A 19,641-nucleotide genomic window follows, 5' to 3' on the forward strand; every position below is an offset into this window, starting at 1 on the left:
ACCCCCCTCACGCCACCCGCAGAGCCCCCGCGGTGTCGTGGTAGAAGCCGTTGACCAGCGGCGCGTCGATCAGCCCGCCCAGCTCGGCGGCGACCTCCGCCCCGTCGCGGCGCCCGTCCAGCACCGCCCGGAACGCCTCGGCGACCCGCACCATGTCCATCGCCTGCGGCGACAGGCGGAAGCGGTCCACCCCCATCGCCACCAGCGCCGGCATCTCCGCCGCCAGGCACAGGCAGCCGTGCGACATCGTCTGGGTGCCGTTGACGGTCAGGAAAGGCTGGCCGTCCATCGTCGTCACCGGCATGCCGTCCGGGTCGTTGCCGCAGACGAACTGGCAGCCGTCCTTGTGCAGCCCATGGGCGCGCGCGTGATAGCAGCGGGCCGAGATGGCGAGCGGCGCCCGCCCCCAGACCTGCACCTCGGTCCCGATCCCCAGCTCCCGCCCGGCCTTCGCCAGCACGGCGACGGTGGCCGCCGGCAGTTCCGCCGGCAGCGACACCGCCACCGCCCCGCGCCCGGCCATCCAGCCCAGCGTCGCCTCGTTGTAGACGTTGATCGTCGGCCCGACCGCATGGGGCCGCCCGGCCAGCAGCGCCAGCGCCCCCATGTCGTTCGCCTCGACCAAGCCACCATCCGGCAGCCCGGCATCCGACCCCACCAGATCGCGCATCGCCGAACGCTCGCGCTCGCTGCCGACCAGGATCGGGCTGGCGAGCCACACCGTCTTGCCGGCGGCGCTCAGCCGCTCGATCACCTCGCCCATCGCCTCGGCGAAGAAGGGCGCCCGCTTGAAGCAGACGATCTCGCCGACGACCACCGTGTCCACCGGCGCCTCGTCGGCGATGCGGGCGTAGAAGTCGCGCCAGCGGTCGACCGGCCAGTTGAACAGCACCGGCCCCAAAGTGAGTGACGCAGTCATTCCTTGAAACTCCTCAGCGCACCCGGGCTTACCGCCACGCGCGCGTATAGGCTCCGGTGGTCTGGGTCCCGCCCTCGACCATCGCCTGCAGATCGATGTGCGGCACCGGCCGGCCGGCGGCGAATGTTTCCAGCGCCTCGCGATAGGCGCGGACCACCGCGGCGATATAGGCCTTGCCGCGCTGCCGCCCTTCGATCTTCAGCGCCCGCACCCCGGCCGCCTTCAGCTCCGGCAGCAGATCCATGGCGTTGAGGCTGGTCGGCTCCTCGAACAGGTAGGCCGGCCCGTCCCCAGCGACGAAGCGACCCTTGCACAGCGTCGGATAGCCGGCCTGCTCGCCCTCGCCGAACACATTGATGGTGAAGCCGCCCAGCGTCGAAGCCAGCGACCCGCCCCGCTGCTCGTAGCGGACATGGTTGGCCGGCGAACAGACCCCCTGCTTGTTGGGCGACAGGCCGGTGGCGTAGGAGGACAGCGAACAGCGCCCCTCCGCCATCGGGCAGAGGCCGCCGAAGACGAACACCTCGGTCTCGATGTCGATCTCGGCATTCAGCCTGGCGATTTCCGGCACCGTCAGCACACGCGGCAGCACGACCCGGCGCACGCCGAAGGCCTCGCGGTACAGCCGGATCGCCTCGACATTGGCGGCCGACGCCTGGACCGACAGATGCAGGCGCAGGTCGGGATGGCGCTTCGCCGCATAGTCCAGCAGCCCGGGATCGGCCAGGATGACGGCATCCACCTTCAGCCGCGCCGCATCGTCCACCGCCTTCCGCCAGGGGCCGAGATTGCCCGCCTGCGGATAGGTGTTGATGGCGACATAGACCTCGACCCGGCGCGCATGGGCGTAATCCACCGCGTCGGCCACATCTTGCCGGGTGAAGTTCAGGCCCGGAAAATTGCGGGCGTTGGTCTCGTCGCGGAAGCCGAGATAGACGGCATCGGCCCCGGCATCGACGGCGGCACGCAAGGCGGCCGGCGTCCCCGCCGGGCAGATCAGTTCGAAATTGTCCATGATCCCCTACGCCCCCGTACCCGGCAACTTCCCCGGCAGCCCGCCTGGCGGCGTCCCCGCCGTCCCGCCGAGCCGTGCCTCCAGCCGTGCTTCCAGCCGCTCGATCCCGCGGCGCAGCGGCGGCGGCAGCAGCCGGCGCGCCGCGTCGATCCGGTCCAGCACCGGCCCGGCATTGCGCCGCAGCACCGGCAGGGCGCGGGCCAGCGGCCCGGCGATGGAGGCGGCATCGGCCACCAGATCCATCTCGTCCTCGCCGTCCAGCGTGTTGCGCAGCGCGAGGATCAGCGCGGTGTCGCCGGAAATGCTCAGCTCGCGCCGGAAGAACAGCGCATCGCCGTCGATCCGCCCTTCCAGCAGGTCGAGCAGCCTGTCATAAGGCCCGCGCACCACCGCGTCGGCGGCAGCGGCCTCGCCCGCCCCATCCGCTCCACGGGGCAGGGCATGCAGCGACAGCTCGGGCCCGACGCGCATCAGCAGGGCGACCGGCGCGTCCACCGGCTCGATCAGCACGCGGGCGTCCGGCATCTCGCGCAGGGCCTCGAAGGCGCGCGGATGACGGTCGGCCAGCAGCCGCAGCAGCCGGGCGAGCAACGCATCGCTGGCCCGCCGCCCCAGCCTGGGCACCAGCCCCAGCCCGGCCCGGCTCAATCCGGTCTCGAACCGGCGGGCACGCTCGCCAGCGGGGGAATTGGAAACAGTCTGTGCGACATCGGGATCGCGCATGGGCGGCTTCCCTCCTCATCGGTCATTCCGCCGCCCATGAAAGCCGGCAACCGCCTGACGTCATTGACCTCGGTCAAGTTCAAGCTTGAAAAAGCCCTTGCGTCAGGCTGCGCTCGCCGACCCGGAGCGGCCGCTCAGGTCGTACAGCCGGCGATCCTCCCGGCCGATGCGGTGTTTCAGCGCAGCGACCCGAAGGACCGCCGGGGCCTGCCAGGGGATTGGGCTGGGGGATTGCGGTGGGGGATCGCGCCAAGCGGCCAGTTTTCCGGCCGAGCCATCCGCCGTGCCTTCGATGACTGTATGAATCTCAACGGAGCATTGCATGCATATCTGTTGACATTGTAGGTCTCAACGGAGCATACAGTTGCGCATTGTATGCATTAATTGCTTGGATTTCCTCCAGGAGAGCCATGCAATGTCATCCGAACAGGAGTGGCCGCCTCTCCGGTACAGCCACGCCAACCCAGCCGTCTGTCTTCCGCCCGCAGACAAGGACCCGCGCCCGACCCGACTCCCGTCGGTTTCCCCTGACGAAAGACAGCGTCGTATTCTGGAGATGTTCAAAATGTACGACTGGTTCCCTCTGGTCTTCTTCCCGTTCAAGATCATCGTGTTGGGCACGGGGATGTTCTTCGCCATCAAGTGGCATCACGATCGGGCGAAGGAGGAGCAGGCAAAGAAGGACAAGGAAGCCAGCAGGCGGTAAGCACCCGCCGAAGCTGCCGGGCGCCGCCCGATCCGTGCTTCGGAATGAGCCGGGCTGTGGCACCGCTCACAGCACCGGAAGCCGGATGCGTCCAGGATCGCCCCATCGCCGCCGACCATCCCCGGTCGATTGAATGGCACCGAGATATCAGCCCTTTCGGACGGAGCGATCCCATGACCATCCTCTGCATCAGCGCCGCCACGTCGATCCTCAGCCTCGGCCTGCTGGCCGGGTTCGACCTCTGCATCGCTCCGCCGCCGAAAACCGCCGGGGCAAGGGCCGCCGCATCCGCCCGCCGGCGGTCCGGCGAAGACATGATGGGGTGAAAGGGGCATGCGCCGAAGGCGACGGGACACTGTCCCTATTCGTTTCTGATCACCCTGTTGACGGCCTTGGTTATATCGGGGCTGCTCTTGCTCCTGACCCAGTTTCCGGCCTCGGTACAATCGTACCTGATGGCCTTCGCACGGACCTGGATGGCATGAGGGGCCTTGACATCCACATCCTTGGTTCTTCCTGTCTTTTTGTCCAGGACGGGCATCGTCATTTTTGTATTGCTGACGATCACCTTCATCTCTATCGCATGCACATACAGCTTTGCCAGTTCCGCCCGTTTATCCTTCTCCGTGACGGCCCGCGAAATGGCCTTCTCGACCTCGGATTTGTCGATATTGAAGAACTGGTTGGAAATAATCAGAAGCTCCTTCACCTTCAACTCTACCGCACTGTGGCGCTTGTTCGTCGTTGCGGTAAGGGGCGTCAGGTTTTCGCTCACCCCCGGTCCACCCATGTTGTCGTTCAACAGATGGCCGGCGATCCACTTGACCTTCGGATGGTCTCTTCTCAAAGCGGTGATGCAGCGCGGGGAATTTCTCTGCGGCTTGCTGCCGTAGTTGGAAGACGCAATGGCGCCGGGCCCCATGATCACATGGACGGATGTGCCGCCACCGCCGCCCGCCAGCTCCCTGCCCCATTTCGGGGCCATGAAATATATTGGAACGGATGGAATCTGTACTCTGGCCATCAGAGACCCTCATTCTCGTGACTGACGGGTGAGCGCCCAGGCGGCGTCGCGTCGATTGACGAGGGCAATTCTAATCATACTTGCTTTCGCAAGTTAACACTCGCGGCAAAGTTATCGAAAACAACCAATGCGTTTGCCGGCGCGGTCGGTCCCGGCATTTTGCCGGGAAGGGTCTGAGAACCATCTCCAACCCGTCTTTGCGAAAAATATCCTCAGGAGAATAATTTCCTATAATCTCTTCGCGAATGTCCCCTCAGTCGCGGAGCCACGCCATGCCTCTCGATCCCCGCAGCTTCACCGGTGACAACTTCCCCCGCTGGGCCGAAGAGCCGCCGACGCCTGCCGAAGGCTCGCTGGTGCCCGGATCGCAGTTCCATGAGGAACAATGGATCATGGCCGCCGGCATGCTGGCGCGCGGCAACAGCTTCCTTCAGGTCTCCCGCGCCATGGGGTGCAGCCGGACGACGCTGTGGCGCGCCTATTACGGCTCCCAGGATTTCCGTCACAGGGTGTGGTGGGAGCGGCAGGCGCTGAACCGCGAGGCCGAACTGCGCCTGTCCTCGCTGCGGGTGCTGGTGGCCGAGCAGATCGAGCGTCGGCGATCCCGCCACCGTGCGCTGGCTGGCCGAACGGCTCGGCCTCATCCCCGGTCTCGGGAGCGCCCGCACCGCCTCGCTGGACAGCCGGGAGGTGGGGGCGGAGGAGGGACCGGCGGCGAGGCCCGAGGACAGGCCGCGGGCGCCCCGCCCGGAGGACCCGCCCGCCGTCACCGTCCCCGAACTCGACGACGACATCCCCGGCGCCCTGCGCGAGCGCCATCCACCCAGCCCGGCCATGGTCGCCGCCGTCGTCGCCCAGCCGGAGGCGGAGGGTCCGAAGGGCGTTTTCCCCTGGACCGTCAACCAGTACGAGGAGTACCCGAACCTCAACCCCGGCCCGGTCGGCCGCCGGGCTGCCGACGCCTTCTCCGGGCGCCGGTAGAGGGGTGGCCGGGCGGTGGAACATCCGCCGGAAAACGTTCCACGCCGTTCCATCCTCCGCCGAAGGAGCCTTCCTTACGGTTGCCCGCTGCCGCCCGCCGCGCCATAGACATGGCCGGTGGTGAAGCTGGCATCCTCCGCCGCGAGCTGGACATAGATGCTGGCAAGCTCGGCCGGCTGGCCGGGGCGCCCGAACGGGGTCTGGCTGCCGAACTGCTTCAGCTTCTCCTGGCTGGCGCCGCCGCTGACCTGCAAGGGGGTCCAGATCGGGCCGGGGGCCACGCCGTTGACGCGGATGCCCTTGTCCGCCAGCTGCTTGGCCAGCGACTTCACGTAGTTCATCGTCGCCGCCTTGGTCTGGGCATAGGCGTAGAGGTCCGGCGTCGGGTCGTAGGCCTGCTCCGACGTGGTGCCGATGATGACCGATCCCGGCTCCAGGTGGGGCAGGGCGGCCTTGATGATCCAGAAGGGGGCGTAGATGTTGGTCTTCATCGTCGCGTCGAACTCCTCGCTGCTCAGGTCGAGGATCGACGGGATGGCCTGCTGGCGCGCCGCGTTGCAGACGACGATGTCGAGCCCGCCCAGCCCGGCGACGGCATCGGCCACCAGCTTTTTGCAGAACGCCTCGTCGCGCAGGTCGCCGGGGATCGCCACCGCCTTGCGGCCGGCTTCTTCGATCAGGGCGACGACGTCCTGGGCGTCCGGCTCCTCGGTCGGGAAATAATTGATGGCGACGTCGGCGCCCTCGCGGGCATAGGCGATGGCGGCGGCCCGGCCCATGCCGGAATCGCCGCCGGTGATCAGCGCCCGGCGCCCGGCCAGCCGGCCGGAGCCCTTGTAGCTGGTCTCGCCATGGTCGGGCGGCGGATCCATGTCGCGGGCCAGCCCCGGCCAGGGCTGCGACTGGCCGTTGAAGGGCGGGCGCGGATACTTCGTGCGCGGGTCCTGCGGCGTGACGGTGTCGTCCTTGCGGTCCATGCCTGTCTCCTGATCCGGCGTGCTGTGTGCGATGGGGCGATGCCTCGCACACAGAACCGGACGGGGACGGAAATGGTTGCCGCAACCCTGCCCATCAGCGAAACGGGCCATCGGCGGAACGGTATCCTCAGCCGCACATGCCGCCGCAGCAGGACCCGTTGCGCCGGGCCAGCAGCCGCTCATAGGCGATGCTGACCACGCCGGCCGGCGGGATCACGCCCTGCAACAGCGCCAGCACGTCCCCCTCCGGCGTGCCGGGCGGGACATCCGTCACCTCGCAGACCGAGGCGCCGCTGCCGTCCGGACCCAGCCGCGCATCGCCGGCGGCAACAGCCACATCGCCGTTGCGGTCGATGCGCACGCGCAGGCTGGCCGCCGCCGCCCCCTCGGGCCGGGCAATGCGGACCTGCCAGACCTCGGGCCCCTGTTGCAGATACTCCCAGGAGAAGCTGGCGCCGAACAGGCTGAGCAGCTGGTGGTGCAGCGGGCGCGGGTCATGGTCGTTGACCAGCGAGAAACCGTCGCCGGGCGTCAGATCCTGCACCGACGCGAAGATCAGCTGATGGCGCTGGTAGGGCGGGATCGCGCGGAGATCGAGAACCGGTTCGGCCTGCCCGGCGTGGGGGGCGGTCGGCGCAATGGGAGAGGTCATGGTCGGCATCGTCGTCCGTCTGGTCTGTGGGGGAGCGGCAGGATCGCCATGTCCCCCTGTAGCCCGGATCGCCGCCCCCTTCTTTGCTCCAGCACAAACCCCGGAACGGGTCGGGCGTTCAGCCGACCCAGCATCCGATCACGGTCAATTCCGCTCAGCCGGCAGCGGCAAGGACGGCAGATCCTCGGCGATGGCGACCAGCGCATGGGGCTTGCGGATCACCACCTGCTGCCGGCCGCTCTCGACGATGCCCTGGCTTTCCCAGGCCGACAGGGTGCGGCTGACGGTGTGCAGCGTCGTGCCGGTCATCTCCGCCACATCCTGCCTGGACAGCGGGAAGTCGATCTCCACCCCGGCCTCCACCCGCCGCCCGGCGTGGCGCACCAGACGCAGCAGGGCGTGGGCGATGCGGCGCTCCACCCGCTCCGTCGCCACCTCGCGCAGGCGGTTCTGCACTTCGCGCAGCCGCCCGCCGACGATCGACAGCGCGTTGCGGGCGATGGCGGGATGACGGTCCATCAGCTCGGTCATCGCGGCGGCCGGCCAGGACAGCTCGACGCAATCGGCCACCGCGACGGCATCGGCCGGATAGAACCCGTCGGTGAAGATCGCCAGCGTGCCGAACATCTCGCCGGGGCCGATGAAGCGCATCACCACCTGCTGCCCGTCGGGGCCGGTCTGCACGATCTTCACCCGCCCGTCGATCAGCGCATGGCCGGCCGCCGCCGGTTCCCCCTGGCTGAAGACGGCGGTGCCGCGGACATGCAGACGGGGCCGCGCCAGCGCAACGGCCTCGGCCAGCGCCTCGGCATCCAGCCCGGCGAACAGCGGCATGCCGCGCAGGATGGCGGGATCGGGGGGCGGGGGCATGGCGGTCGTCCTGGCGCGCTGTGCGTGATGGGGGGCGTGATCTCCATCCATTCGTGCACGAGTTTGTTGCGGGTCAAAGCGCGAAATCCGGCATGCCGCCAGAATGGCCGCAGCATCCCAGGGAAAGCACCCCGCGCCATGTCCACCCCCATTACAGGTGCCGCCTCCGGCGCCGTCACCAGCGCCCACCGGACGATGTACCCGGCCGCGGCGCTCTATGCGGCGCTTGCCGTCCCGCTGTGGCTGGCGCAGGCCGGCGGCCTGCTGCCGGCGGGCTGGTCGCCGGCCGTACATGCGCATGAGATGACGCTGGGCTATGCGCTGGCAGTGGTCGGCGGCTTCCTGATGACCCGGCTGTCGCGTCCTATGCTGGCGGTGGCCCTTCTGTCCTGGCTCGCCGGCCGGCTGGTTTTGCTGCCGGGGCTGCCGCCGCTGCTGGCACTGCCGCTCTGCTTCGCCTATCCGCTGCTGCTGTTCGTCGTCGCCGGCCTGCCCTTCCTGCGCACCGGCCGCAGCGGCCACAACGCGGTGTTCGGCCCGCTGATCGGCGCCTTCCTCGGTGCCGAGGCGCTGTTCTGGGCCGGGGAACTGGGCCTTGTCCCCGGCAACGGCCAGCCCGTCGCCCTGCTGCTGATCGCCACGCTGCTGCTGGCCATGGGCGGGCGCGTCATCCCCGCCGCCACCGCCGGTGCCCTGCGCCGCCAGGGCGTCACCCTCGCGCACCGGGTTCAGCCGAGGCTGGAGGCGATGGGCATCGCCGGGGCCGCCCTCTGCCTGCTGTCGGCCACCAGCGGCCTGCTGCCCCTCGCCGGTGCCATGGGTGCCGCGATGGCCGGGACGAGCGCGCTGCTGCGGCTCGCCCGCTGGAAGCCCCATCTGCTGCTGCGCCGGCCGGAGATCGCCAGCCTGCATCTGGGCTATCTCTGCCTCGGCGCCGGCTGGCTGCTGACCGCCGGCACGGCGTTGTCCGGCCTGCCGCCCGCCGCCGGCTGGCACATGCTGGGGGTCGGCGCGCTCGGCATCCTCGCCAGCGCCATGACGATCCGCACCACCCTGCAACGCGAAGCGGAGCCGGAGCGTTTCCCACCGGCCGCGACCGTCGCCGTCGGGCTGATCGCCCTGGCGGCGGTTCTCCGCCTGACGGCGGTCCGGTGGCCGTCGATGACGCTGCTGACCGCCGCGGCGACCGCCTGGACACTCGGCCAGCTGCTGACCGCCGGGGTGCTGCTCACCCGGCCGCGACGGTCACGCCGACGGCAGGACGCGCTGCAGGAAGTCTAGGCCGAGCTGCGCACCGGCGGCGGTGATGGTGTGGGGAACGCCGCGCAGCAGATGCTCCTCCACCGCGAAGCCGGCGGAGCGGAAATGCGTGGCGGCGGCCTGCACCACGGCGGGCGGCATGATGCTGTCAGCCGCACCGCCGACCATCAGGATCGGCGGACGCCGGCCCGACCCGTCGGGGGTTGGAACCGGCGCCGCGATGCGGCCGGCGAAGGCGACGACCGCCCCACAGCGCTCCGGGGCGGTCATGGCGAGATGCAGCGCCATGATGCTGCCCTGGCTGAAGCCGACCAGCGCCACATCGGCGGGGGAGACACCTGCCCGCTGCCGTTCGGCCTCGATCAGGTCGGCCAGCGCCGGCAGGGCGGCGGCGACGCGGGCGGGACGATTCTCCTCCGTCACACCGGCGATGCTGAACCACTGATGCCCGTTGCCCATGTCGAACGGCTGCGGCGCGTTTGGCGCCACGAAGGCGGTGTCGGGAAGCGCCCCCCGCCATGCCTGGGCCAGGGGCATCAGGTCGGCACCCGACGACCCGACACCATGCAGCAGGATGACCAGCCGCCGTGCCACCCCGGAGGCCGGGGCCAGGCGCAGGACCTCGCCGGAACCGTCTGATGTGCTGCTGCTCATGGAAACCACCCTTCCTGCCGTTGCCGTGTCACGCCCGCTGCCAGATGCCCTTGCCCGGCAGCCGGTCGCGGTCATGCGGACGGTCGAAATCCAGCGCCGGCCCCTTCGGCACGATCAGCGTCGGGTTGATCGCCGGGTTGGTATAGTAGCCGGCCTTGATGTCGTCGATCTTCACCGTGTCGCGGATGCCCGGCCACTGGTACAGCTCGCGCAGATAGGCCGACAGGTTCGGATAATCCTCGATCCGCCGCAGGTTGCACTTGAAGGCGCCGTGATAGGCGGCGTCGAAGCGCACCAGCGTCACGAACAGGCGCCAGTCGGCCTCGGTCAGATGCTCCCCCGCCAGATAGCGGCTGGCCGACAGCCGCTCCTCCAGCCGGTCGAGCGTGGCGAACAGCGCCTCGAACGCCTCGTCGTAGCTGGCCTGCGACTTGGCGAAGCCGCAGCGGTACACGCCGTTGTTGACGGTCGTGTAGACCAGCTCGTTCCAGCGGTCGATCTCCGGCCGCAGCGGCTTGGGATAGAGGTCCAGCCGGTTGCCGGTCAGCCCATCGAAGGCGCTGTTCAGGATGCGGATGATGTCCGCCGACTCGTTGTTGACGATGCGGCCTTCCTCCCGGTCCCACAGCACCGGGACCGACACCTTGCCGGTGTAGGTCGGGTCGCTCGCCGTATAGAGGCTGTAATGGTGGCGGAAGCGGCCGACGCGCGGTCCGCCGTCCTGCTCCTCGCCATAGACCCAGCCATCCTCGCCCAGCACCGGCTCGGCGGCGGACATGCCGATCACCCCCTCCAGCCCCTTCAGCGCGCGGACGATCAGCGTGCGCGAGGCCCAGGGACACAGGTAGGAGACATAGAGGTGATAGCGCCCGGCCGACGCCGGCAGGGTGGGGCGCCCATTCTCATCCGGCGCGCCATCCGGCGTGATCCAGTCGCGGAAGCGGGTCGGCTCGCGGTGGAAGGCGCCGCCCTTGATCTCGCTGGCCGCGATGTCGCCCTTTTCCCAAACACCGTTCACAAGCTGCGGCATCGCGGTTCCTCCGGTTCAATCGGCACATATGCGAAGGGGCCGGCGAACCGGCCCCTCTTACTCTGCAACAGTCGAAGACTGCCCGCGATCAGGACTTGACCGCTTCGACCTCGATCAGCAGCTGGATGTCGTCGCCGATGGCCGGGGCGCCGTACTTCATGCCGAACTCGGTGCGCTTGACCGTGCCGCGGGCGGAGAAGCCGGCGGTCTCCAGCTTGCTGGCCGGGCTGACGCCGTCCTTGTTGAAGGTGATGTCCAGCACCACCGGCTTGGTCACGCCCAGCATGGTCAGGTCGCCATGCAGCTTGCCGGTCTTGTCGCCGGTCTTCTCGATCTTCGTGCTCTTGAAGGTCATCTTCGGGAACTCCTTCGCATTGAAGAAGTCCGGGGAGCGCAGATGCTCGTCACGCTTGGCGTGGTTGGTGTCGACGCTGGCGGTGTCGATGGTGACGTTGACCACGCTCTTCTCGACGGCGTCCTTGTCGAAGGTCACGTCGCCGCCGACCGTGTTGAAGCGGCCGATCACGTTGGAGAAGGCAACGTGGTTGACGATGAAGGCGACCGCCGTGTGCGCCGGATCGATCTTGTAGCTGACCGGGGCGGCGAAGGCGGGGGCAACGGCACCGGTCGCCGTCGCGACGAACAGGGCGGCGGCAAACAGGGTCTTCTTCATGAACGGAACTCCGGAAATCAGGATTGACTGGAAGGAAGGCGGGATCAGTAGGGCGACGCTTCGCCGCCGGTCAGCGCGAAGGCCGCGCCGATGGCGACCAGCGCCGGAAGGACCGCGACCACCGTGACGGCGGCCGACGAGGCGGCGCGGCCGATCAGTCCGTCGCCCAGGGGAATGAAGCGGCGGACATGGCCGGCGAACAGGGCGGGCAGGGCCAGCAGCAGCACCGCGGCCTGGGTCTGGGTGAACAGGGCCAGCACGGCGGCCAGCAGGACGGCGATGCCGGTGGCAACCCGGCCCGACAGGCCCCAGCCATGGCGCTCCACCGGCCAGTTCCACAACAGGAACCCACCGGCCGACGCCGCCAGCGCCAGCGCCATCTGGGCGATGGAGGCCGAGGAGCCGATCAGCGCGGTGCCGCCGACGGCCAGCGCCAGCGCCAGCAGCGTGGCGGCCGGCGCCGTCGGGCTCTCGCCCTCCTGCGTTTCCGAACCGCGGGCAAAAGCGACCCACGCTGCCGTGCCGAGCAGGACGACAAGGCTGACGATCGCCGCTGCGGAGTCGAGCGCGGGCAGGGCGATCCACAGCAGCGACGCGGCCAGCCAGACCGCCAGCACGGCCGAAGCGACCCGGCCGCGGATCCCCGCCACATCGGCGACCACGCCGATCAGCAGTCCGGCGGCGGACGCCCAGAACAGCTTGCCTATGCTCGACGGCGGCGGCAGGGCCGGCAGGCCGATCACCAGCGCGAAGACGACCAGGAAGCCGGCGGCGATGCCGGCCGCCGCCAGCGGGCGGCGCAGCAGGTGCAGCGCGCCGACCAGGATCAGGCCGACCAGCAGCGGCAGCACGCTGGATTGGACGAAGGGGTCTTGAAGCAGCTCGGACATGGGGGAAAGCCGGGTCTCGATAAGGTGGCGCAGGTTGCGCTTGGTCGGGACCCTAACCTGTGCTCTGGTAAGCGCAAATTCGGGAGATTTGCAAAAAGCATATGCAGGAATGAGCGGGAATAAATGATAGGTAGCAGCAATTGGGATGATTTTCGCTATCTGCTGGCGGTGGCGCGGCATGGGTCGCTGTCGGCGGCGGCGCGCGTCCTCGGGGTGAACCACAGCACGGTTCTGCGCCGGGTGACGGCGCTGGAGCAGGCGATGGGCGCACGCCTGTTCGACAAGCTGCCCGGCGGCTATGTGCTGACCGCGGCGGGCGACGAGATGCAGCGGGTGGCACAGAAGATGGAGGAGGATCTGGCCGCCGCCAACCGCCTGCTGTCCGGCCGCGACACCCGGATCAGCGGCAGCTTGCGCGTGACCACCGTCGACATCCTGACGCTCTACGTCCTGCCGCGCCACATCGCCGCCTTCCGCCGCCGCCACCCCGACCTGCGGGTCGATCTGGTGGCGGCGGAGGCCTCGCTCAGCCTGACCCGGCGCGAGGCCGACGTGGCGATCCGCGCCACCACCAGCCCGCCGGAAAATCTGGTCGGCCGCGCGGTGTCCGGCCTCGCCTTCGCCGTCTATGGCGGCGCCGGCTATCTGGAGGAGGCGGGCGAAGGCGGCGATCTCGACCGCCACCCCTGGGTCGGGCTGGACGAGTCCTTCGACCACACCAACCTCGCCGACTGGATGAAGCGGACGGTCCCGGCGGACTCGGTCCGCTACCGCGTCAATTCGGTGGCGGGGGCGGTGGAGGCGGTGCGGGCCGGGATCGGGCTTGGCCTGCTGCCCTGCGGCGTGGTCGACCGCGACCCCGCCTTCCGCCGCGTCGGCGACCCGGTGCCGGAGGCCGACGCGAAGCTCTGGCTGCTGACCCACGAGGATCTGCGCCACATGGGCCGCGTCCGCGCCTTCCTCGACTTCATGGCCGACGCCCTGACCCGCGAGCGCGACCTCCTGGAGGGACGCTGTCCGTGGTTGGAATGACCGATAAATGCCCTCTCCCGCCCCGGGAGAGGGAGGGGACCCACGCCAAAGGCGTGGGGAGGGTGAGGGGGAGAGCAAGGATCCCGAACCGCATGGCCCCGAACCGCATGGATCTTTGGATAACCCCTCACCCTTCCCACCGCTTCGCGGCGGGCCCCTTCCCTCTCCCGGGGCGGGAGAGGGAGCTATACGGGATGGCCTGACCCCGCCGCCGGGTCGACCATGTGAATTGCGGATCGTCGAGGATCAGGTGCCGGTGGTCCGACAGCCGGTTGCGCTCCAGCCAGCCGACCGTCGCCTCCAGCTCCGACAGAGTCATTTCGGAGCGCGCCTTCTTCATCAGCCGCTTCAGCACGGCGTTGTAGATGTGGTAGCCGGTCGGCCCCTCGGTGACGAGGTTGTTGTCCTCGTCCTCGATCACCTGGGCCGCAACCAATTGCCCGATGCGCTGGCGCAGGTGATGCTCCGCCGCACTCGGCGTCAGCGGCAGCTCCCCCGGATCCCGCCCCTGCGCACCGAAATCCGGCCCCGGCGCCACCACCGCGAAGCTCAGCGCCGTGGCGTTGGATTCCAGCGGAATGATCTCCGGTTCCCGCTCCGTCGAGCGTTCGAAGGGAAGCTCCTGCTGCGGCCTGCGGGTCTTCACCATGGCGCGGGTGCCCTGCTGGGTCTCCACCATGGTGCGGAACTGTTCGAACAGCGCGTCGGACGGGTGGTAGACCAGCGCCCGCTGCCGGTCGTAGGGGCCGCCATGCGGGTCCACCCGCGTCGCCCGCGCGATGGCCTGCTCCAGCCAGGGGCGGGAGCGGATGTGCGTCAGGCAGGCGACATGGGTGATCGACGGCGCGTCCAGCCCCTCATACGCCATGGCGACGGACACCAGCACCGCCGGTTCGGGACGCAGGCGGAAAGCGGCGACCACCTCCTGCGCATCGCGGCACTCGGAAATGGCGAGCCGCGCCATGCGCCCCGCCTGCGCCTTCGGCATCCAGCCCTGCAGCGTCTCCAGATAGAAGCGCGCCGTTCCCTGGTCGGGGGCGATCACCAGCAGCTTGCCAAGCCCCGGATCGTCGCGACCCGCCGGCAGCTTCAGTTCCGCCCGCCGCTTCGCCCGATGCTCCCGGCAGGAGCGGTAGGCTTCCCGCAGCATCGCCTGGGCGAAGCCGGTGCGCAGCGCGGTGAACAGGGCGTCGCGCGTGTTCTCCCCCGCCTTGGACAGGGAATCGACCCAGCGGTTGGTCCGCTCCGCATCCAGCCAGGAGGCCGTGCCGTCCATCGCCCCGAAGGTGACCGGCAGGATCGCCTTCTCCGCCAGCGCCTGCCGCCGCGAATATCCCACCACCGCCCAGCCCGGCGCCTTGAAGTCGACCTCCCGCACCTTCCGCGTTCCCTGCGGCGCACGGTAGGGCAGCCACAGGATCGGCCGGCCGTCGGCGCGCTCCAGCGTCCCGCTCATCAGCAGACGGGCCGACGCATTCTCCAGCAGCGGCAGGATCGACCGGCTCCAGGCGGTTTCCTCCTCCACCGCCGCCATGCGGTCGGTGTCGAAGACCGCCGGCAGATGGTGCAGCTCGTCCACCGCCAGCAGGTAGCGGTGGCGGCGGAACTCCTGCAGATGCAGGTCCGGTGCTGCGGCCACCGCCTGATAGGTGGTGACGTAGCCCTGCAAACCGCGGCAGAGGTCGCGCCCGTTCTCCGCCGCGCGCAGGGCAAGGTTGTGTCCCAACACCTCGCGCCAGCGCGGATCGACGAAGGCCTCCTCCGCCTGCTGGCGCAGGCTGTCGCGCGGCACGATCCAGCAGACCCGGTCGATCCGCCCGGCCTTGTGCAGCGCCGCCGCCATGATCACCGGCAGCAGCGATTTCCCCCCGCCGGGCGTCACCGCCGCCAGAACGTCGCGAACCTCCGTCTGCTGCTGGCCGATGGCGTTGGCGATGGCGCTGACCAGTTGCTGATGGGTTCTCAGCTGCGGCATTCCACCCTGCTGGCTGTGGCACGAGGGAGGAGCAAGCCTAAAGTGCCGAGAGTCCCCCGGTCTTGAGCGCAATCGTAGGTAACGAGCCTCAGGGGGAGTAATGCCGCCACCGGTCGGGTGGAGCGATGAGCGCCACCTAAGCCTTATGAGCACGCCGCCCTGCGGCATTCTGATGTACGCACCTGAAATTCCGCACATGCGAACCTCTCAGCATCAAAGCCAACCGGCCAAAAGGCAGAGCACAAGCTGAAGCTCAAGATTTGAGTTGCGCACCTCAAAATGCAGGAATATGTTCGCGGCATGAACAATCAAACCAGCGACGGCCCCCTGACCCTGCGTGACGTGGCAGCTGCGGCCGGCGTCAGCCTTGCGACCGCCGACCGGGTGGTCAACGGGCGGCCCGGCGTCAGCGCCAAGACCGCGCGCAAGGTGCACGAGGCGGTGCAGCGGCTGGGCTTCCGCCCGCTGGCGGCGGCGGCGGAGCTGGCGCGGGCACGCTCCTGGCGCTTCGCCGCGATCCTGCCCGGCGGCGGCAACCGCTTCATGATGGACATTGCCGACAACATCCGCGCCCAGGCCGGCTGGTTCCGCGCCCGCCGCATCGGGGTGGAGATCGTCGAGGCCGACGTGTTCGACGCCGACACGCTGGCGGCGCAGCTGGCCGCCCTGCCGGGCCGCTTCGACGGGGTGGCGCTGGTGGCGCTCGACCATCCGCGCATCCGCGCCGCCATCGACGATCTGGTCGAGGGCGGGATGGCGGTGGTGACGCTGGTGTCGGACGCCCCGTCGTCGCGCCGCCAGCATTATGTCGGCATCGACAACATCGCCGCCGGCCGCACCGCCGGATCGCTGGTCGGCCGCTTCCTCGGTCCGCCCCGAAACGGGGAGACAGGAGGCGCCGTCGGCATCATCACCGGGTCGGGCAGCCTGCGCGACCATGCCGAACGGCGCTTCGGCTTCGGGCAGGTGCTGGCGGAGGAATATCCCCATCTGACCTGCCTGATGCCGGCGGAGGGCCGCGACGATCCCGACCGCAACCGCGATCTGGTTCGCCGCATGCTGGCCGACACGCCCGATCTGGTGGCGATCTACAACACCGGCGAGGGTTCGGTCGGCATCGGCGAGGCGCTGGCCGAGGCAGGGCTCGTCCGCAAGATCCTCTGCGTCGGGCACGAGCTGACGCCGGCCACCCGCCGCATGCTGCTGGACGGCAGCTTCGCCGCCCTGGTCGCCCAGGATCCGGGGCACGAGGTGCGCTCGATGGGCCGGGTACTCCACGCCCTGGTCACCGGCCAGGAGATCGTCGCGGCGCAGGAACACATCAGGGTCCAGGTCATCCTGCGCGACAACCTGCCCTGACGGGCATCGGAACACGCCTTAACGGGCATCGGAGAAGGTCGACAGTCATGTTTCTCGGGATCGACATCGGCACGTCGAGCGTCAAGGCGGTTCTGACCGACGCCGACGGGGCCGTCGCCGGCAGCGCGTCCCGCCCCTGCACCGTCTCGCGCCCGCATCCCCTGTGGTCGGAGCAGGAACCGGAGGACTGGGTCGCCGCCGCCGTCGCCGCGGTGGACGAGCTGGCAGACCGCCAGCCGGACGCGCTCGCCGCCGTGCTCGGCATCGGCTTCTCCGGCCAGATGCACGGCGCGGTTCTGCTGGGGTCCGACAACCGGGTTCTGCGTCCCGCCATCCTGTGGAACGACGGCCGCTCCCACCGCCAGTGCGCCACGCTGGAGGAAACGCTCCCGACACTGCGCACCATCAGCGGCAACATCGCCATGCCCGGCTTCACCGCGCCCAAGCTGCTGTGGGTGGCGGAGGAGGAGCCGGAGGTGTTCGCGGCGCTGGCCAAGGTGCTGCTGCCCAAGGCCTATGTCCGCTGGCGCTTCACCGGTGCCATGGTGGAGGAGATGTCGGACGCCTCCGGCACGCTGTGGCTCGACGTGGCCCGACGCGACTGGTCGGACGACCTGCTCGCCGCCACCCGGATGACCCGCGCCCACATGCCCGATCTGGCCGAAGGCTCCGACGCCGTCGCCCGGCTGTCGCCCGAACTGGCCCGCCGCTGGGGGATGCGCAACCCGCCGCTGGTGGCGGGCGGGGCAGGGGATTGCGCCGCCAGCGCGGTCGGGCTCGGCGCCATCGCGCCGGGCGACGGCTTCCTCAGCCTCGGCACCTCCGGCGTGGTGTGGCGGACGACCGACCACTTCCTGCCCAACCCGGCGATGGCGGTCCATGCCTTCTGCCACGCGCTGCCCGGCGTCTGGCACCAGATGGGCGTGATGCTGTCGTCGGCCGCCTCGCTGGCCTGGGCGGCCTCCACCCTCGGCGCGCCCGAGGCGGAGCTGCTGGCCCCGCTGGGCGATTCGGTGGACGGCCCCTCGCCGGTCGCCTTCCTGCCCTATCTGTCGGGCGAGCGCACCCCGCACAACGACGCCACCGTGCGCGGCCTGTTCGCCGGCCTGTCGGCGGAGACCACGCGAGACGCGATGGTCCAGGCTGTGCTGGAGGGTGTCGCCTTCGCCTCCCGCGACAACCTCGTCGCGCTGGGAGAGGGCGCCCCCAAAGTTTTCGACCTTGCCGGCGGCGGCTCCCGCTCGGGACTGTGGGCGCGCATCTGCGCCGACGCGCTCGGCGTCACCATCCACCGCATCGAGGACGGCGAGGTCGGGGCGGCGCTGGGTGCCGCCCATCTCGGCCGCATGGCGGCGACCGGGGAAGCCCCCGCCACCGTCTGCCGCAAGCCCCGCCGTCTTGAGACCTTCACCCCCGATCCGGCCCGCGCCGAGGCGTACAGCCAGGCCTGGCTGCGCTGGCGCCGGCTCTACCCCCTTGCCAAGGAGTTCGCGTCTTGAGCACCGCCTCATTCTTCGGCGACCTGTCCCCGGTGGCCTATCGCGGGCCGGACAGCCGCGACCCGCTGTCCTACCGCTGGTACGACAAGGACCGCGTGGTGCTGGGCAAGCGGATGGAGGACCATCTGCGGCTGGCCGCCTGCTACTGGCACAGCTTCTGCTGGCCGGGCGGCGACCCGTTCGGCGGCGAGACCTTCCAGCGCCCGTGGATGCGTCCCGGCCAGGACCCGATGGCGGCGGCCCGCGCCAAGGCCGATGTCGCCTTCGAGATGTTCCGCCTGCTCGACATCCCCTTCTTCTGCTTCCACGACCTCGACGCCGCGCCGGAGGGCGGCTCCCTGGCCGAGAGCGTCGACAACCTGAAGGCCATCACCGAGCTGTTCGCGACAAAGATGGAGACCGCCAAGGTCCGTCTGCTGTGGGGCACCGCCAACCTGTTCTCCAACCGCCGCTACATGGCGGGCGCTGCGACCAACCCGGACCCGGATGTCTTCCTCTATGCCTGCGGACAGGTGCGCGCGGCGCTGGAAGCCACCCACGCGCTGGGCGGCGCCAACTATGTCATGTGGGGCGGCCGCGAGGGCTATGAGACGCTGCTGAACACCGACCTGAAGCGCGAGCTGGACCAGATGGGCCGCTTCCTGGCGATGGTGGTGGAGCACAAGCACAGGATCGGCTTCGACGGCCCGATCCTGATCGAACCGAAGCCGCGCGAACCGACCAAGCACCAGTACGACTTCGACGTCGCCACCGTCTACGGCTTCCTGGAACGCTACGACCTGCTGGCCGACGTGCGGGTGAACATCGAGCAGAACCACGCCATCCTCGCCGGCCACAGCTTCCAGCACGAGGTGGCTCTGGCGCTGGCGCTCGGCATCTTCGGCTCGCTCGACATGAACCGCGGCGACCCGCTGCTGGGCTGGGACACCGACCAGTTCGCCAACGACGTCGGCGAGCTGACGGTGGTCATGCACGACATCCTGAAGGGCGGCGGCTTCACCACCGGCGGCTTGAATTTCGACGCCAAGATCCGCCGCCAGTCGCTCGACCCGGCGGATCTGCTGCACGGCCACATCGGCGGCGTCGACACCTGCGCCCGCGCCCTGCTGCAGGCGGCGCAGATGCTGGAGGACGGCGCCCTGACCAAGCCGCTGGCCGAGCGCTACGCCGGCTGGGACGGTGCGGAAGGGCAGGCGATCCTGTCCGGCAAGCGCGACCTCGCCACGCTCGCCGAACGGGCGCTGACCTCGGGCCTGAATCCCCAGCCGCGCTCCGGCCGGCAGGAGTATCTGGAGAACATCGTCAACCGCTACGTCTGAGAAGGGACGCATGACATGCCCTCTCCCGCCGCGGGAGAGGGAGGTGATCCCCGCTCCACTGCTTTCGTCGATCAACAAGGCCG

The 19,641-nt window shown here is 69.6% G+C and carries 20 protein-coding genes; 8 read left to right on the forward strand and 12 right to left on the reverse strand.

Annotated features, from left to right (window positions below; translation table 11 throughout):
• Positions 1-7: 7 nt before the first annotated feature.
• Genes ubiV through ubiT form a run of 3 tightly spaced genes read right to left on the reverse strand, consistent with a single transcriptional unit; the run spans position 8 to position 2,657 of the window.
• Positions 8-919, reverse strand: a complete 912-nt coding sequence (gene ubiV / locus GBZ48_RS30305; protein ID WP_174474415.1) for a ubiquinone anaerobic biosynthesis protein UbiV — start codon at positions 917-919, stop codon at positions 8-10.
• Positions 920-947: 28 nt separating this feature from the next.
• Positions 948-1,934, reverse strand: coding sequence for a ubiquinone anaerobic biosynthesis protein UbiU (ubiU, locus tag GBZ48_RS30310; protein ID WP_174474416.1), 987 nt, complete (start codon positions 1,932-1,934; stop codon positions 948-950).
• A gap of 6 nt (positions 1,935-1,940) precedes the next feature.
• Positions 1,941-2,657: a ubiquinone anaerobic biosynthesis accessory factor UbiT gene (gene ubiT, locus GBZ48_RS30315; RefSeq protein WP_174474417.1), complete on the reverse strand. Its 717-nt coding sequence runs from the start codon at positions 2,655-2,657 to the stop codon at positions 1,941-1,943.
• A 565-nt stretch (positions 2,658-3,222) separates the two neighbouring features.
• On the opposite strand from ubiT, the gene GBZ48_RS30320 reads away from it, so the two are divergent.
• Positions 3,223-3,363: a hypothetical protein gene (locus GBZ48_RS30320; RefSeq protein ID WP_174474418.1), complete on the forward strand. Its 141-nt coding sequence runs from the start codon at positions 3,223-3,225 to the stop codon at positions 3,361-3,363.
• Between the two features lie 173 nt (positions 3,364-3,536).
• Positions 3,537-3,689 (forward strand): hypothetical protein, encoded by a 153-nt coding sequence (locus GBZ48_RS30325; protein WP_158285609.1) that lies wholly within the window; start codon positions 3,537-3,539, stop codon positions 3,687-3,689.
• A 35-nt stretch (positions 3,690-3,724) separates the two neighbouring features.
• On the opposite strand, the gene GBZ48_RS30330 is transcribed toward GBZ48_RS30325, so the two are convergent.
• The gene (locus GBZ48_RS30330) at positions 3,725-4,387 is read right to left on the reverse strand and encodes a hypothetical protein (RefSeq protein ID WP_174474419.1); all 663 of its coding nucleotides are present in this window, start codon (positions 4,385-4,387) and stop codon (positions 3,725-3,727) included.
• A 612-nt stretch (positions 4,388-4,999) separates the two neighbouring features.
• Here GBZ48_RS30330 and GBZ48_RS36525 point away from each other — a divergent pair.
• On the forward strand, positions 5,000-5,368 hold the full coding sequence (locus tag GBZ48_RS36525; RefSeq protein WP_246307564.1) for a hypothetical protein: 369 nt from the start codon (positions 5,000-5,002) through the stop codon (positions 5,366-5,368).
• A gap of 74 nt (positions 5,369-5,442) precedes the next feature.
• On the opposite strand, the gene GBZ48_RS30340 is transcribed toward GBZ48_RS36525, so the two are convergent.
• The 3 genes from GBZ48_RS30340 to GBZ48_RS30350 all read right to left on the reverse strand — a co-directional run bounded on the left by GBZ48_RS30340 (position 5,443) and on the right by GBZ48_RS30350 (position 7,867).
• The gene (locus GBZ48_RS30340; protein WP_174474420.1) at positions 5,443-6,345 is read right to left on the reverse strand and encodes an SDR family oxidoreductase; all 903 of its coding nucleotides are present in this window, start codon (positions 6,343-6,345) and stop codon (positions 5,443-5,445) included.
• 127 nt (positions 6,346-6,472) lie between these two features.
• Entirely contained in the window at positions 6,473-6,997 is a 525-nt protein-coding gene (locus tag GBZ48_RS30345; protein WP_174474421.1) for a DUF2249 domain-containing protein, read from the reverse strand.
• A gap of 144 nt (positions 6,998-7,141) precedes the next feature.
• Positions 7,142-7,867, reverse strand: coding sequence for a Crp/Fnr family transcriptional regulator (locus tag GBZ48_RS30350; RefSeq protein WP_174474422.1), 726 nt, complete (start codon positions 7,865-7,867; stop codon positions 7,142-7,144).
• A gap of 138 nt (positions 7,868-8,005) precedes the next feature.
• Between GBZ48_RS30350 and GBZ48_RS30355 the strand changes: the two genes are divergently transcribed.
• Positions 8,006-9,148, forward strand: coding sequence for an NnrS family protein (locus tag GBZ48_RS30355; RefSeq protein ID WP_174474423.1), 1,143 nt, complete (start codon positions 8,006-8,008; stop codon positions 9,146-9,148).
• Here GBZ48_RS30355 and GBZ48_RS30360 read toward each other — a convergent pair.
• The 4 genes from GBZ48_RS30360 to GBZ48_RS30375 all read right to left on the reverse strand — a co-directional run bounded on the left by GBZ48_RS30360 (position 9,113) and on the right by GBZ48_RS30375 (position 12,374).
• Positions 9,113-9,781, reverse strand: coding sequence for an alpha/beta hydrolase (locus GBZ48_RS30360; protein WP_174474424.1), 669 nt, complete (start codon positions 9,779-9,781; stop codon positions 9,113-9,115). The two genes, GBZ48_RS30355 and GBZ48_RS30360, sit on opposite strands and share 36 nt — an antisense overlap.
• 28 nt (positions 9,782-9,809) lie before the next feature.
• A complete protein-coding gene (locus GBZ48_RS30365) occupies positions 9,810-10,811 on the reverse strand; it encodes a glutathione S-transferase family protein (protein WP_174474425.1) in 1,002 nt (333 codons plus the stop codon).
• Positions 10,812-10,899: 88 nt separating this feature from the next.
• Entirely contained in the window at positions 10,900-11,484 is a 585-nt protein-coding gene (locus tag GBZ48_RS30370) for a YceI family protein (protein WP_174474426.1), read from the reverse strand.
• A gap of 44 nt (positions 11,485-11,528) precedes the next feature.
• Complete coding sequence (locus GBZ48_RS30375) at positions 11,529-12,374, reverse strand: hypothetical protein (RefSeq protein WP_174474427.1); 846 nt, start codon at positions 12,372-12,374, stop codon at positions 11,529-11,531.
• Between the two features lie 123 nt (positions 12,375-12,497).
• Here GBZ48_RS30375 and GBZ48_RS30380 point away from each other — a divergent pair, with 123 nt between their 5' ends.
• Positions 12,498-13,406, forward strand: a complete 909-nt coding sequence (locus tag GBZ48_RS30380; RefSeq protein WP_174474428.1) for a LysR family transcriptional regulator — start codon at positions 12,498-12,500, stop codon at positions 13,404-13,406.
• A gap of 127 nt (positions 13,407-13,533) precedes the next feature.
• Here GBZ48_RS30380 and GBZ48_RS30385 read toward each other — a convergent pair whose 3' ends face one another.
• Positions 13,534-15,381, reverse strand: coding sequence for a DEAD/DEAH box helicase (locus tag GBZ48_RS30385; protein WP_174474429.1), 1,848 nt, complete (start codon positions 15,379-15,381; stop codon positions 13,534-13,536).
• 300 nt (positions 15,382-15,681) lie between these two features.
• Here GBZ48_RS30385 and GBZ48_RS30390 point away from each other — a divergent pair, with 300 nt between their 5' ends.
• Genes GBZ48_RS30390 through xylA form a run of 3 tightly spaced genes read left to right on the forward strand, consistent with a single transcriptional unit; the run spans position 15,682 to position 19,558 of the window.
• The gene (locus GBZ48_RS30390) at positions 15,682-16,740 is read left to right on the forward strand and encodes a LacI family DNA-binding transcriptional regulator (protein WP_174474430.1); all 1,059 of its coding nucleotides are present in this window, start codon (positions 15,682-15,684) and stop codon (positions 16,738-16,740) included.
• A gap of 47 nt (positions 16,741-16,787) precedes the next feature.
• Complete coding sequence (xylB, locus tag GBZ48_RS30395) at positions 16,788-18,239, forward strand: xylulokinase (protein WP_174474431.1); 1,452 nt, start codon at positions 16,788-16,790, stop codon at positions 18,237-18,239.
• The gene (gene xylA / locus GBZ48_RS30400; protein WP_174474432.1) at positions 18,236-19,558 is read left to right on the forward strand and encodes a xylose isomerase; all 1,323 of its coding nucleotides are present in this window, start codon (positions 18,236-18,238) and stop codon (positions 19,556-19,558) included. Before xylB ends, xylA begins: the two co-directional genes overlap by 4 nt.
• Positions 19,559-19,641 lie beyond the last annotated feature (83 nt).

The sequence above is a fragment of the Azospirillum melinis genome (genome assembly GCF_013340935.1).
GTDB classification, from domain to species: Bacteria; Pseudomonadota; Alphaproteobacteria; order Azospirillales; family Azospirillaceae; genus Azospirillum; species Azospirillum melinis.